Source organism: Paraburkholderia sp. J76 (assembly GCF_905220295.1).
Taxonomy (GTDB): Bacteria; Pseudomonadota; Gammaproteobacteria; order Burkholderiales; family Burkholderiaceae; genus Paraburkholderia.
Window position 1 is genome coordinate 1 of sequence record NZ_CAJMZJ010000032.1, and the last position, 13776, is coordinate 13776.

The 13776-nt window shown below is 66.0% G+C and carries 14 protein-coding genes and 1 pseudogene; 12 read left to right on the forward strand and 3 right to left on the reverse strand.

Annotated elements, in window-relative coordinates; translation table 11 throughout:
* From U5768_RS31605 to U5768_RS31625, 5 genes and pseudogenes are all read left to right on the forward strand, one after another.
* A pseudogene (locus tag U5768_RS31605) lies at window positions 1–235 on the forward strand (threonine ammonia-lyase, biosynthetic); the annotation flags it as partial.
* Between the two features lie 183 nt (window positions 236–418).
* Window positions 419–1399 (forward strand): ABC transporter substrate-binding protein, encoded by a 981-nt coding sequence (locus U5768_RS31610; RefSeq protein WP_322034253.1) that lies wholly within the window; start codon window positions 419–421, stop codon window positions 1397–1399.
* 19 nt (window positions 1400–1418) lie between these two features.
* A complete protein-coding gene (locus U5768_RS31615) occupies window positions 1419–2393 on the forward strand; it encodes an ABC transporter permease subunit (protein WP_322034254.1) in 975 nt (324 codons plus the stop codon).
* On the forward strand, window positions 2390–3166 hold the full coding sequence (locus U5768_RS31620) for an ATP-binding cassette domain-containing protein (protein ID WP_322034255.1): 777 nt from the start codon (window positions 2390–2392) through the stop codon (window positions 3164–3166). Before U5768_RS31615 ends, U5768_RS31620 begins: the two co-directional genes overlap by 4 nt.
* Before the next feature lie 83 nt (window positions 3167–3249).
* A complete protein-coding gene (locus U5768_RS31625) occupies window positions 3250–3603 on the forward strand; it encodes a DOPA 4,5-dioxygenase family protein (protein WP_322034265.1) in 354 nt (117 codons plus the stop codon).
* Between the two features lie 42 nt (window positions 3604–3645).
* Here U5768_RS31625 and U5768_RS31630 read toward each other — a convergent pair whose 3' ends face one another.
* Entirely contained in the window at window positions 3646–5004 is a 1359-nt protein-coding gene (locus tag U5768_RS31630) for an MFS transporter (RefSeq protein WP_322034256.1), read from the reverse strand.
* Between the two features lie 210 nt (window positions 5005–5214).
* Between U5768_RS31630 and U5768_RS31635 the strand changes: the two genes are divergently transcribed.
* The gene (locus U5768_RS31635) at window positions 5215–5538 is read left to right on the forward strand and encodes a hypothetical protein (protein ID WP_322034257.1); all 324 of its coding nucleotides are present in this window, start codon (window positions 5215–5217) and stop codon (window positions 5536–5538) included.
* Window positions 5539–5553: 15 nt separating this feature from the next.
* On the opposite strand, the gene U5768_RS31640 is transcribed toward U5768_RS31635, so the two are convergent.
* Complete coding sequence (locus U5768_RS31640; protein WP_322034258.1) at window positions 5554–6567, reverse strand: aldose 1-epimerase; 1014 nt, start codon at window positions 6565–6567, stop codon at window positions 5554–5556.
* A 184-nt stretch (window positions 6568–6751) separates the two neighbouring features.
* Between U5768_RS31640 and U5768_RS31645 the strand changes: the two genes are divergently transcribed.
* The 5 genes from U5768_RS31645 to U5768_RS31665 all read left to right on the forward strand — a co-directional run bounded on the left by U5768_RS31645 (window position 6752) and on the right by U5768_RS31665 (window position 12818).
* Window positions 6752–7840 carry a LacI family DNA-binding transcriptional regulator gene (locus U5768_RS31645; protein WP_322034259.1) on the forward strand — a complete coding sequence of 363 codons (1089 nt, stop codon included), beginning with the start codon at window positions 6752–6754 and terminating at the stop codon, window positions 7838–7840.
* A 185-nt stretch (window positions 7841–8025) separates the two neighbouring features.
* Window positions 8026–9060 (forward strand): ABC transporter substrate-binding protein, encoded by a 1035-nt coding sequence (locus tag U5768_RS31650; protein WP_322034260.1) that lies wholly within the window; start codon window positions 8026–8028, stop codon window positions 9058–9060.
* Window positions 9061–9074: 14 nt separating this feature from the next.
* Window positions 9075–10691, forward strand: coding sequence for a sugar ABC transporter ATP-binding protein (locus U5768_RS31655; RefSeq protein WP_322034261.1), 1617 nt, complete (start codon window positions 9075–9077; stop codon window positions 10689–10691).
* A gap of 44 nt (window positions 10692–10735) precedes the next feature.
* Window positions 10736–11764 carry an ABC transporter permease gene (locus tag U5768_RS31660; protein WP_322034262.1) on the forward strand — a complete coding sequence of 343 codons (1029 nt, stop codon included), beginning with the start codon at window positions 10736–10738 and terminating at the stop codon, window positions 11762–11764.
* Window positions 11765–11768: 4 nt separating this feature from the next.
* Window positions 11769–12818 (forward strand): ABC transporter permease, encoded by a 1050-nt coding sequence (locus U5768_RS31665; protein ID WP_322034263.1) that lies wholly within the window; start codon window positions 11769–11771, stop codon window positions 12816–12818.
* Between the two features lie 65 nt (window positions 12819–12883).
* Here U5768_RS31665 and U5768_RS31670 read toward each other — a convergent pair whose 3' ends face one another.
* The gene (locus tag U5768_RS31670; RefSeq protein WP_322034264.1) at window positions 12884–13321 is read right to left on the reverse strand and encodes a hypothetical protein; all 438 of its coding nucleotides are present in this window, start codon (window positions 13319–13321) and stop codon (window positions 12884–12886) included.
* Between the two features lie 138 nt (window positions 13322–13459).
* Here U5768_RS31670 and U5768_RS31675 point away from each other — a divergent pair, with 138 nt between their 5' ends.
* Window positions 13460–13690 carry a hypothetical protein gene (locus tag U5768_RS31675; RefSeq protein ID WP_322034266.1) on the forward strand — a complete coding sequence of 77 codons (231 nt, stop codon included), beginning with the start codon at window positions 13460–13462 and terminating at the stop codon, window positions 13688–13690.
* Window positions 13691–13776 lie beyond the last annotated feature (86 nt).

Genomic DNA, 13776 nt, shown 5'->3' on the forward strand with positions numbered 1-13776 from the left:
CTTCGAGTTTCCGGAGCGCCCGGGCGCGCTTATGCGCTTCCTCTCGTCGATGGCGCCGAACTGGAACATCAGCCTCTTTCACTACCGCAACCAGGGCGCGGACTACAGCTCGATTCTGGTGGGCATCCAGGTGCCCGCCGCCGAGGACGCCGAGTTCCGCCGCTTCCTCGCCACGCTCGGTTATCCGCACTGGGAAGAGACGGGCAATCCGGCGTATCGGTTGTTCCTGCAATGAAAATAGTCAGTCGTCCCACCAATCGGGACGACTGCATCTGTAGCGCATAAACAGCGCAAAGAGTGCAGGAAAACACCAGGCCCCGCAGCAGTGCGCGTCAGTATACTGAGCCACTGCTGCCGGGCGTGGTCGCCTCGGGAAGATTGGGCGCCGTGCGTCGGACTCACCTGGAGGAAGACAAACATGTTGCGCATCGCTCTTGGCTGTCTGATGGCTCTTTCCACGATCGTCGCCGGCGCGCTGCCTGGCGTGGCGCACGCGGACGCGGCGCATCCCGTCGTCGCGCTGCTGCCCGGCGTTACTGATCCTTTCTACTTCACGATGCATCGCGGCGCGGAGCGCGCGGCGAAGGAAGACAACGTCCAGTTGCTGTTCCAGGTGCCAAAGGCCTGGAACACCACGGAGCAGGTGCCGATTCTCAAGGCCTTCATCGCGAAGCGTCCCGACGTGCTGCTCGTCTCGCCCGTCGACAAACAGCAGCTCATCGGTCCGCTCAAGGAAGCCGCCGACGCCGGCATCAAGGTCATCACCGTCGACACTTATATCGGCGACGGCCACTATCAAACCGGCAAGGGCGACGCCGATTTCCCGCTCTCGTATATCGCTTCGGACAACCTGGAAGGCGGCCGCGTGGCGGCGCGCGCGCTTGCCAAGGCGATTGGCGACAAGGGCACCGTCTATTGCGAGAACAACAAGCCGGGCATTTCCAGCACCGACGCGCGCGCGCAGGGCTTCATGGAGGAGATGAAGAAGCACCCCAACATCAAGGTGCTGGAAACGCAATACAACGAGGACGACGCCAATCGCGCCGCTTCGCACGTGGCGGCGGTGCTCGCGCGCAACCCCGATCTCGCGGGCGTGTTCGGCGCCAACACGTTTTCGGGCGCGGGCGCCGCGCAAGGCGTGAAGAACGCGGGCAAGCAGGGCGCGGTGAAGGTCGTCGTTTTCGACGCCGTGCCCGGCATCGACGAGCAGATCCGAAGCGGACTCGTCGATATCGCCATTGCGCAGCTTCCCGACGAAATGGGCTACGACGCCGTGAAGTTCGCCGGCGACGCCATTCACGGCAAGAAGATTCCCACCTACAAGGGCACAGGCTTCGTGGTGCTGGACAAGTCGAACATCGACAAGCCGGAGATGAAGCAGTACATCTATTCGAACTAAGCCACGCGAACAGAGCCACATGAACGACAAACGACTCGACAGGCTCGCGCTCGTCAGCAAGGTCTGGCCCTGGCTTTTTCTCGGCACGCTGCTCGTTTTCTTCGAGGCGTGGGCGCGCATCTCGGCGCACCGGTCGTTCGTGTTCAACGCGTACAACCTGCAGTCGATCGGACTGGCCGCGAGCGCGCCGCTTCTGCTCGCCATCGGCCAGACCTTCGTGATCATCACCGCCGGCATCGATCTTTCGGTGGGCTTCGTGATGGGGCTCGCGGCCGTATGCGTCGCGCAGTTCACGATTCCCGGCGGCGAATCGCCGTGGATCTTGCTGATGTCGATTCCGCTCACGGTGCTCGTGTGCCTGATTCCGGGCTTCGTGAACGGCGTATTGATTGCGCGCCTCGGCGTGCCCGCTTTCATCGGCACGCTTGGCATGTATGGCGTCGCGCGCGGCGTGGGCTTTCTTGCCGCGGGCAGCGGCATGACCGTATCCGTCAACAATCCCGGGCTCGCATGGCTCGGCAGCGGCTGGACGCCCGTGACCCTCACGGCCGCGCTGCTCGTCGTCATGCACTTCGTACTCTCGCAAACGCGCTTCGGTCAGTACACCTATGCGATAGGCGGCAATCCGCAATCGGCGGTGCGCGCGGGCATCAACGTGCGCCGCCATCTTTTCGCGATCTATCTGATCGCGGCGGCTTTTGCGGCGGTGGGCGGCATTGTGTACACGGCGCGCTTCGCCGCTGGCGCGGCCAATGCGGGCGAGCCCATGCTGCTCGATTCGATCGCAGCGGTCGTGATCGGCGGCGCGAGTCTTTTTGGCGGTACCGGCAACGTCATCGGCACGCTGATCGGCGCGCTCATTATCGCCGTGATCGAATTCGGCCTCGTGTTCATCGACGTCAACGCGTTCTGGCAATTCATCGTGGTCGGCATCGTCATCATTCTTTCGGTGCTGATCGACCAGTACAAGGAACGGCTCGGAGGCGCGCAATGAGCGACGCGAGCGCCACGCCGGTTCTGGAGGCACGCGACGTCTCGATCCGCTTTGGCGGCGTGGAAGCGCTCAAGCGCGTTTCGCTGCGGCTCATGCCGGGCGAAGTGCTTGCGCTCGCGGGCGACAACGGCGCGGGCAAGTCCACGCTCATCAAGATTCTGTCGGGCGTTTACCGGGCCGATGCGGGCGATCTGCACTTCGATGGACGCCCGCTGCAACTGCGCGATCCGCAAGACGCGCGCTCGCAGGGCATCGAAACCATCTATCAGGACCTCGCGCTCGCCGACAATCTCGACGTGGGCAGCAACATCTTCCTCGGCCGCGAGCCGGTGCGACGGCGGCTCGGTTTCCAGGTGATCGACCGGCCGCACATGGCGCGGGTGGCGCGCGAGGTGCTCGAACGGCTCGATATCGTGATTCCGCCGCGCAAGCTCACGGGGCCCGTGAAAATGCTCTCGGGCGGTCAGCGCCAGGCCATTGCGATAGGGCGCGCGATTTACTGGAACGCGCGCGTGCTCATCATGGACGAGCCCACCGCGGCGCTTGGCGTTCCCGAACAGCGCAAGGTGATGGAGTTGATCCGCGGACTCAAGGCGCAGGGCGTGGCCGTGATTCTCATCTCGCACAACCTGCACGATATTTTTGCGGTGGCCGAGCGCATCGTCGTGCTGCGGAGCGGCGAAGTGGCGGGCGAGCGGCGCGTGGCGCAAACCGATGGCGACGAAATCGTGCGGCTGATGGTGGGCGACGCGTATTCAAACGGCGCGCACTGAAACGTTACTGCGCGCGCTCGCCTGCGCGGCGCGGGCATTCGATGGACAATGCCGGTTCGAACCTTCACCGCACCTTCCGCACCATGACCTACCTCGATCCTGCCGATATCACGAGCTGGCACGCGCACATCTATTTCGACGCGGCGACGCGCGACGCCGCCTGGTCTTTGCGCGAGGCGATCGAAGCCCGCTTTGGCGATATCCTGCAGATCGGGCGCTTTCACGAGCGCCCGGTTGGGCCGCATCCGATGTGGTCGTATCAGCTCGCCATCGGGCGCGCGCACGTCATGACGGTCGTCGAATGGCTCGCGCTCAACCACGGCGCGCTCGACGTGTTCGTGCATCCGAACACCGCCGATGCCCTGCGCGACCATCGCGACGCCGCCGTGTGGATCGGGCACTCCCATACGCTCAATCTCGGCGCGCTCGGCGGCTGACTTCACCGCGCAACGCGCCCCATCGCGTCAGTCCCGCGGGCTTCAGTGCCCGAACGACTCCGCCTTCGCCGCCGCCGCTCCGCTCGCCTGCGGCCGTGCGGCCTGCTTGATGAGCAGCGCCGCGCCGGCAATCAAACCGGCGACGGCCACCGTCGCGAAGATGCCCGCGAACGTGAAGTGCCGGCGCGCCAGCTCGGCCACGAGGAACGAACCCGCAATGCCGCCGAAGCGGCCGATGCCGAGCATCCAGGCCACGCCGGTGCCGCGCCCCTGGGTGGGATAGAACGCGGCGGCGAGCGCGGGCATCGACGATTGCGCCGTGTTCATCAGCACGCCGGCCACGAACACCACGAGTACGAGCAGGGCCACGTTGCCCGCCGCCTGACCGATGAGCCACACCGAAAGCGCCGTAAGCACGTAGCAGGCGGCGATGATCCGATTCGCGTTGAAGCGGTCCATGAGCATGCCGCTCAGCACCGCGCCCACGCCGCCGAGCGGGAAGAGCGCCGAAATGAGCGTGGCGCTCGAAGCCGTGAGGCCGGCGTCCTTGAGCAGGAGCGGCATCCAGTTGATCGACGCGTAAAAGATCACGAGCCCCATGAAATATGCGACCCACAGCATCACGGAGCCGACGAGATACATCGGCGACAGCACGACGCCGAGGCCCTTGCCCTGCGTCTGCGGCGCGTGCTCCGTCATCGTGAACAATTGCGCTTTGGCGGCGTCGGGCGAGATGCGGGCCAGCGCGGCGCGAATGCGCTCGACCGGCTTGTTATTCGCCACCATGTAGCGCACCGATTCCGGCATGCGCAGGAAGAGAGGCACGGCGAGCGCGAGCGGCGTGACGCCGCCGAGCATGAGCACGCTGCGCCAGCCGAAGTGCGGAATCATCCACGCCGCGAGAAAGCCGCCGCAGGCCGCGCCGAGCGGAAAGCCGCAGAACATCAGATTAATGATGGTGGCGCGGTTACGGTCGGGGCAGAACTCGCCCATCATCGTGACCGCATTCGGCATGGCGGCGCCGAGGCCGACGCCGGTCACGAAGCGCAGCCACGTCAGCTCGCCGATGCTGGTGGAGAACGCCGAAACGAGGCAGGCCACGCCGAAAAGCAGCACCGAGCCGACCAGCATGGCGCGTCGCCCGAGCCGGTCGGAGAGCGGTCCGGACACGAGCGCGCCGCAGGCGAGGCCGAAGAGCGCCGCGCTCAGCACGGGCGCGAGCGCCGGCTTGCTGATGCCCCATTCGCCGAGCAGCGAAGGCGCGATGAAGCCGATCGCGGCCGTGTCGAAACCGTCGAGCAGGACGATGACGAAGCACATCGCGAAGATGAACCATTGGAACGGCGAAAACGGATGTTCGTTGATGAAGGTTTGGACGTCGACGGCGCGCGGCTGGTCCATGGTTTTGTCTCCTGTCGACCGAGGTTGTCGCTGTATCGGCCCGCTGTGGCGAGCTTTTTGTTTGTCTTACGACCTCGAATAGTAACCGCTGCACGCCGTTTGCTGGAGAGGGGTATCCAGCACGGCAAGCGGCCGTCTGCTAGCCTGAAAGCAGCACGGCCAGTGCGCGCGTGCTGTAAGCGTGTCGCCTTGCGCGACAAGGAGTTCCAGATGAAACCGATCTTCACCCACGCGGCACTGCCGTCCCTCCTCGCTGGCGCCATGCTGGCAGGGGCGTGCGGCCCCGCCTTTGCGCAGCTCGCGCCGAATGACAACCTGCACGCGCCGCAAAACAGCCTCGCGCTCATGCCGGGCGCGCAGCCCGGCAGCGAATACCCGACTCACGGCAATCGTCAGGCCGGCGAAATGCCGGTTGGGCCGACCGATCCGCGCGGGCAACTCGCGAACGGCCACCCGAACAACGCCGAAGCGGGTGGCTACGGCGCGCCGTTGGCGGGCGTGCGGACCGGCGGCCAGGGCGGCGCGGGCATGTGAGGGCGACGGGCCGCCTCAGGATCGCTCGGGCTGCCAGGCAAGCTGGGCTTCGAGCGTTTCGCCGGGCGCGAGCACGGTGCCGCCCACGTCGATGCGCTTCACCGTGCCTTCGTCACGCAGATTGAGCCAGTCCGTCGTATTGCTGACGGGCTCCGCGCAGAAGTAGGGCAGGCCGGGCGGGCAGAACACGACAAAGAAGTCGAGCGGCGTGCTCGCGCGCAGCGCGAGACGCCGGCCTTCGTGCGGCCATTCGATGACTGCCTCGCGGCGCCAGCCCGAAAAGTTGTTGTCGAGATCGAAGTCGTCGACGATCAGGCCGTCCTGCAGCGCCTCGACGGCGGGGTGGGCGCTAAGAGAAACCGGGAGCACTTCGGTGTCGATTTCCCACATGGCGCGCACGCGCGCGGCAATGCGCGTGCCGGGCGTCCGCGGATAGTACGGATGATGGCCGAGCCCGAACGGCATAGGCCGCGCGGCCAGGTTGCGGGCCCACAGGCGCACGGTGAGGCCGCTGGCGTCCAGAGTGAGGTGCTGCCGCGCTTCGTAGCGAAACGGCCAGCCGGTGCGCGAGTCCGCGCCGCGCGAGCCGTGGGACTCGTGCGCATGAGGCTCGTGCAGGAAGTGCAGCGTGAGCGTATCGGCTGTTTGCGCTTCCACGGTCCACGGCCGCCGCCATGCGTGGCCATGCAGCGCGTGGCGCAGCGCGCCGGTGCCGCTCGGCAGATCGATCATCTCGCCCTCGAAGCGGAAGCGCCCGTCGCGGATGCGGTTGCAGTACGGCATCAGCGGAAAGCTCGCCATGCCGAGCGGGTCGCGGGCGTCGATGGCGGCGCGCGTGGCGGGTCGCAGCCAGTGCGAGGCCGAGGCGTTGCTGGCTGTGTCATAGAACGCGGCGATCGAGCCGCCTACATGCGGCGCGACCAGCACGCGCGCGTCGCCGTGGGCGAGCGTGACGAGCTGGCCGTCGTCGAGCGCGGAGGCGTCGAAAGCGATCTCTGGGGGCGACGAGGGTATCGGTCGGGCGGTCAAATGAGCATTCTCCAGTGAATCGTTTTATTACTAATAAAAGATAATATAGACGCTCAAACCGTTGATGAGGGCGCTAAAAAATGGTGACATACGCCAATTGATGGCCCAAATTATTAGTGTTACGCTTCGGGCCAACAGCGCGGCTCCGAGCGCGCAGCCCTCTCGCAGTCCGCCTTTACATCCGATGAAAAAATCGACGCAACGCCGCCCGACCATGACCGATATCGCGAAGGCTGCGGGCGTGTCGCAATCCACGGTGTCCCTCGTGCTCAACGGGGCGGTGGGCGCCAAGCTTTCCGAACCGACGCGCCAGAAGGTGCATGAAGTCGCGCAGTCGCTCGGCTATCAGTTGCCGATCCGCGCGGTGCAGACGCCCGCTCCGGCAGGCGAGCGCAATCTCATCGTCTATCTCGCCGACGAAGTCTCGACGAGCCCGCACCCGGTCGTGAGCATCGACGGCGCGCGCGACGCCGCCTGGAACAACGGTTGTTTGCTCGCGGTGTTCTCGACCCACGGCAACGCGCAGATGGAGCAGCAGGTGCTGCAAACGCTCGCCATGCCGAACGTGCTCGGCGTGATCTACGCGACGGTGTACACGCGCAAGGTGACCGTGCCGCCCGCGCTGCTGAAGGTGCCAGCCGTGCTGCTCAACTGCTATGTGTCCGATCACGCGCTTTCTTCGGTCGTGCCGGCCGAAGTGGCGGGCGGGCACACGGCTACCGAATACCTGATCGAGGCGGGGCACCGGCGCATTGGTTTCATCAACGGGGAAACCTGGCAGGACGCCGCGAAGGACCGTCTCAAGGGCTATCGCCAGGCGCTCGCGACCGCCGACCTGCTGTTCGACGAGCGCCTCGTGCGCAATGGCGACTGGAGTTCCGGCAAGGGTTTCGAACTCACGCTCTCGCTCATGCGCGAGCCGAATCCGCCCACGGCGATCTTCTGCGCCAACGACCTCACGGCGATCGGCGCGATCGAAGCGCTCAAGCAACTGGGGCTGCGCGTGCCCGAAGACGTCTCGGTCATGGGCTACGACGACCAGGAAATCGCGCGCCACACCCATCCGCCGCTCACGACCGTCGTGCTGCCCAACTACGAGCTTGGCCGCTGGGCCGTGGAGACGCTGTTGCAGGAAGAGCAGAACCGCAGCGCCGGCGCGCCCGTGCGCCACCGCACCGTGAAGCTCGATGGACCGCTGATCGAGCGGACCTCGGTGAGCGCGCCGGATTCTGTCGCCCCCGTGAATACCCTCATTAATATCTCAGAAAATTGACTGGTAATATTAGTTGAAGCAGTGGCCGTAATAATTTGGCGTCAGGTGTCGTACGAGACGCCAGTGAAACAAGAAAGACAAAAAAGCCGCGGCAGGGCCACAGGCCTGCGCCGTTCGTGTCATTCAACGCCTTGCGTGGGGCCGGGTTAAGTGCGAAGCACTGCTCCGGCCGACAGGAGACAACCATGCGTCATCAACGAATCCAGTCCGCTCTCATCGCCGCCGGTCTTTGTTTTGCGAGTGCATTCGCCGTCAGCGCTTACGCGCAGTCCGATAGCGGCGCGCAGAAAGTCCAGTCGAATTCCAGCGAAAGCTGCACGAATCCCAAGCCGGGCGGCAAAAAGCTGAGCGACATGGTGGTGGGCTTCTCGCAGTCGGAGAATGAACAGAATCCGTTCCGGGCGACCGAAACCGCCTCGGTGCGCGCGGCGGCGAAGGAAGCGGGCGTGAAGCGACTGCTCTATACGAACGCCAACGCCAACCAGGCCAAGCAGGTCGCCGACATCGAAAGCATGATCAATCAGGGCGCAGAAGCGCTCATCATCGCGCCGAACGACTCCACGGGCCTGCAACCGGCGCTCGCCCAGGCGCGGGCCAAGGGCATTCCGGTCGTGACGATCGACCGGCAGACGGCGGGCACGGTGTGCGACGACTACATCACGTTCCTCGGCTCCGACTTCTACAAGCAGGGTGAGCGCGCGGCGAAGGCGCTGGCCGACGCCACGGGCGGCAAGGCGATCATCGCTGAAATCCAGGGCGGCTATGGCAACACGGTGGAAAGCCAGCGCACGGACGGCTTCGCCAATGGCCTCAAGCCCTATCCGGGCATGAAGATCATCGCGGCGCAAACCGCGAACTGGTCGACGACCGAGGCGCAGAAAGTGATGGAGCAGATCCTGCTCGCGCATCCGGACGTCAACGCCGTCTACACCCACGCCGACACGATGACGGTCGGCGCGATCAAGGCGCTGCGCCAGGCGGGCAAGCTCAATGGCGTGAAGATCGTTTCGATCGACGGCACGAAGGAGATCGTCACGGATATCTCGAACGGCATCGTCGCCGCCGACGTCGAGACGAACCCGCGCTTCGGTCCGCTCGCCTTCAAGTCGCTGGAAGACTATCTCGCGGGCAAGCCGGTGCCGCAAAAGCAGATCATGGACGACGCGCTCTTCGACCGGTCCAACGCGCAGCCGTCGCTCGCGCAGGGCAAGGTCTACTGAGCCGCGCCCGCACGATGACGACGAACGCTCCCGCACATCGCGTCGATTCCGCCGCGACCACGCCGCACGCCGTGCTTGAAACGCGCGGCGTTTCGAAGACCTTCGGCGTGGTGCGCGCGCTGCGCGACGTCTCGCTCACGCTGCGCGCGGGCGAGGTGCACGGCCTCGTGGGCGAGAACGGCGCGGGCAAATCCACGCTGATCAAGGTCCTCACCGGCTTTCATCAGCCCGATGCGGGCGCGCTCACGCTCGACGGCGCGAACGTCGCGTTCGACAGTCCGCGCGCGGCGCAGGGCGCGGGCGTGTGCGCCGTGTATCAGGAGATCAACCTGATACCGGAGCGCAGCGTGGCCGACAACATCTTTCTGTGCCACGAACCGAAACGATTCGGCCTCCTGATCGACAGGAAACGCATGCTGGAACGCGCCGCCGACATCGTGCAGCGCTACCGGCTCGCGGTCGACCCGGCCGCGCGTCTCGGTTCGCTTGGGCTCGGTGCGCAGCAGATGGTGGCGATTGCGCGCGGTGTGTCGCTGGGCGCGCGCGTGCTGATTCTCGACGAGCCGACGTCGGCGCTGAGCGGCGCGGAAGTGGACGTGCTGTTTGGCGTCGTCGACCGGCTGCGCGCGGAGGGCATTGCGCTGCTGTTCGTGAGTCATCGGCTTTCCGAATGCTACCGGCTGTGCGATCGCTTCACGGTGATGCGCGATGGCGCCGTCGTTCGTACGGGCACGCCCGAAGAACTGCCGCGCGCGGCGTTGATTGCGGCGATGCTGGGCCGCGAGAGCGCGGGCGAACACGCCTGGGCGGAACGCTCGGGCAGCGCCGATGCCGACGCCAACGCCACGCCGGCGCTGGCCGTCGATCATTTGCAGTGGGGCAACCGCGTGCGCGACGTGTCGCTGCGCGTGGCCCGCAAGGAGATCGTCGGGCTGGCCGGTCTGCTCGGCTCCGGCCGTACGGAAACATTCAAGACGATCTTCGGCGCGCAAAAGGCCGATGGCGGCGATGTCGATATCGCGGGCCGCGCGCTCACGCATGCGAGCCCCGCGCGTTCGATCGGACGCGGCCTCGCTTTCCTTTCCGAGGACCGCCGCGCGGAAGGCATTTTTCCGCGTCTTTCGGTGCGCGAGAACATCGTCGCGAGCCTGCTTCCGCGCATTTCGCGCTTCGGCTTCATCTCGCGCGCGAAGGAAGCGCAGGTGGTGCGCGAGTCGATCGAGCGGCTTGGCATCAAGACGGCCGGCCCCGGCGCGCTCATCACGACGCTCTCGGGCGGCAATCAGCAAAAGGCGCTGATCGCGCGCTGTCTCTCCACGCGCCCAACGGTGCTGCTGCTCGACGATCCCACGCGCGGCATCGACGTGGGCGCGAAGGAGGAGGTGCATCGCGTCGTGCAGGAACTGGCGCAGGAGGGGCTTGCGGTGGTGGTCACGTCTTCGGAAATGGAAGAACTGCTTGCGTTGACCGACCGCCTGGTTGTGCTCAATGAAGGCGCGACCGAGGGCGGCATGCCGACCGCCGGCGCACATCCCGACGACGTGCTCGCCGTGCTGGCCGGCGCTGGCGACGGTAACAAAATCGGCGACCAGACCGGCAACGACGGTGACCACGACGGCGGCACCGCGTGAGCAGCCCCGCACCAAACCCGCCACAATCCACGACAACCGCTCCGATGGCGACCAACCTTGAATCGAACGAGGCAAGCGTGAGCCCCTCGAATCCCTCGAATTCCTCGAACCGCTCCGTTTCGCCCGCGTCCGGCGCCGCATCGCGCGCGCAGACCTGGCGCACCGTGCTGCGAGAGCACAGCGTGTACTTCGCGCTCGCCGCGCTCGTGGTGTTCAATCTGATCGTCACGCCTGGCTTCTCGAATCCCTTCGCGGCGCGCAGCCTGCTGTTCGAGGCCGCGCCGATCGTCTTGATCGCACTGGGTCAGAATCTCGCAATCGCGACGCGCGGCATCGATCTCTCCGTGGGATCGGTGATGGCGCTCGCCAGCGCCTCGATCGCCGTGTTCCTGCCGTATGGCGTGGGCCCGGCGCTCGTGGGCGCCGTCGCGGTGGGCGCGCTGGTCGGCTTGTGCAATGGCTTCCTCGTGGCGCTTCTCGCCATCGATCCGCTGATCTCGAGCCTTGCCTTGCTGGTCGCCGCGCGCGGGCTCGCGCAGGCGCTGCTGGGCGGCTCGCGCGTGAATCTGCCCGACACGCCCGCGTTCGATCTGCTCGGGGCGGGCGCGGTCGGCCCGCTGCCCATCGTCATGCTGATCGCGCTGGGACTCGCGGCCGTGGTGGCGTTCGTGGTGCGGCGCACGACCTTCGGACGCTACGCGATTCTGGTGGGCGCGAGCCGCGGTGCCGCGTTCCTCGCAGGCATTCCCGTGCGGCGCACGCTCTTTCTCGTCTATGCGGTGAGCGGCACGCTTGCGGGGCTCGCGGGTGTGTTCGCATCGTCGCGGCTGGGTGCGGCGGATCCCAACTATGTCGGCGTGAACTTCGAACTCGATGCGATTGCCGCCTCGGTCATCGGCGGGACGCCGCTTTCGGGCGGACGCATCTCGATCGTCGGTGCCGTGTTCGGCGTGTTGCTGCTCCAGGTGCTCGACGCGAGCTTCATCATGAACAACATCAGCTTCACTTACGCGCAGATCCTCAAGGCGGTGTTCATCGTCGTCGCGCTCTATCTGCAACGCTCGGGGGGCTGACGCAATGCAAAAGCCTATCCAGACAGAGGCACAAACCGTCGCCGCACCGGCCGCGAACCGGCGCGCGCAAGTGATCGCACTGGTGCAATCGCGCGGGGCGATCGCGATGCTCGTTGTTGTAGCGCTCGTGGCGGGCATGGTATTTCCCGACTTCCTGCGCCCCGCGAATCTTGCCGACATCGCCTCGAATGGCGCGTTTCTCGGGCTCGTCGCGGTGGGGCAGAGCATCGTCATCATCCTGGGCGGCTTCGATCTTTCGGTCGGATCGATGGTCGGCCTCGGGACGGTGCTGGCCGCCTATGCCGCGCCCTACGGGTGGGGTGCCGCGATGCTGGCGCCGATCGCGGCGGGTTTCGTCGTCGGACTGACGAACGGCGTGCTGATCGCCCGCGCGCGCATGGCCCCGTTCATCGTCACGCTCGCGGCGCTGCTTGGGCTCAAGGGTCTCGCGCTCGTGCTCGCGAGCCAGGATCTGCTGATCGCCAATCCGGGTTTCTTCGCGCGCATCGCCAATGGCTCGGTGTTCGGCGTCAACAATCTCATCTGGGTGCTGGTGGTCGTCTATGCGCTCGGCGGAATGCTGCTCAATCACACGCGCTTTGGCGCGGCGATCTTCGCGATCGGCGGCAACGAGGAGGCGGCGCGCATGCTGGGCGTGCGCGTGGAGCGCGTGAAGATACTGGCCTATGGGCTGTCCGGTGCGCTCGCCGGTCTCTCGGGGGCGCTGCTGGCGTCGCATCTGGACTCGGGGCTGTCGGGGGCGGGCACGGGCTATGAATTGCAGTCGATCGCCGCGGCCGTGATCGGCGGCGTGTTGCTCACGGGCGGCGTGGGGACGATGGCGGGACCGCTCGCCGGCGTGCTGCTTCTTGGCGTGATCGACAACGTGATCAATCAGGTCGGCACACTGAGCCCCTACTATCAGAACCTCGCGAGCGGCGCGTTCCTGCTCGCGGCGGTAATCGTGCAGACCGTGCTCACCGGTCGCCGCCATGGCGCCGCGCGCGCTGCGGCGGGCGCGCCGCGTCGGCGCGGCGCGGCGGCGAGTTCGTAGCGGAGGGTGTGTCGAGCCGCCGTTTGCGGCGCGGGGTCCTTAAGCATGTTCGGCCGGCGCCGTGCCTATTGATGCGAAACGCTCAGCTTCACGCGCGTCGATCCGTCGGTTTGTGCCGTGATCTCGGTCCGGCTGCCGCGTTGTCCCAGGTAGAAGTGTTGGCGGCCTGGTGAGTTCACATCATGGGTCGCGTCGGGCAGGCACGAGGCGATATCGGCGCCTACGCCTTCGAGTGCGTTCGTCCCCGATCCGGCGTCGCGGGCACTCCACACGCACTGAAAGGTCCCGCCGGTCGTTGCGCACTGCGCGTCGTCGCCATAGGGTTGCGCGACGGCGCGTCCGTCATCGGGACTTAGCGAAGCGAAATGCCCAGGGGCTGCCGCGACGATGCGTTTGAGCGCCGCGCAGGGGCTCGCGCTGTCGTCCGCATGCGCGGTCAGTGGGAGGCCAGGTATGACAATCGCCGAGCAAAGCGCGAGGATCCGGATGATCGGTGGGTTCATGGCGTACCGCTGCGCAGCGCAGCGCCTCAGTGACAGGGTGAGGGGAGGGTTGCAAGCGGCGTGCCGGGAATAGCGCTTGCAGAGGGACGCCGAACTAATCATCACGAGGAGGACGCCGTGAACAAACGGTTCGATCGCATGATGAAAGCGGGCGCGTTACTGACGGGCCTGACGTTTGCCATTGCCAGCAGCGGCGAATCGCGCGATGAGCAGGAACACGCGTGCCGCGGCGACGCATTCCACTTCTGCGCCAGCGTGATTCCGAACAAGGAAAAGATCACGGCGTGCATGAAGCAGCATTACGATCAGCTCTCGCCGCCATGCAAGGCGATGTTCGATCCACCGCCAAAGCCTGATTCGAAGTCGTGAGCGCGAATGGCGTTCAGTGCAGGGAGGCGCAACGCGCCTCTTTTTATTTGGGTCGACAGAAAAGCGCTTGCGGGCTAACGATCAAG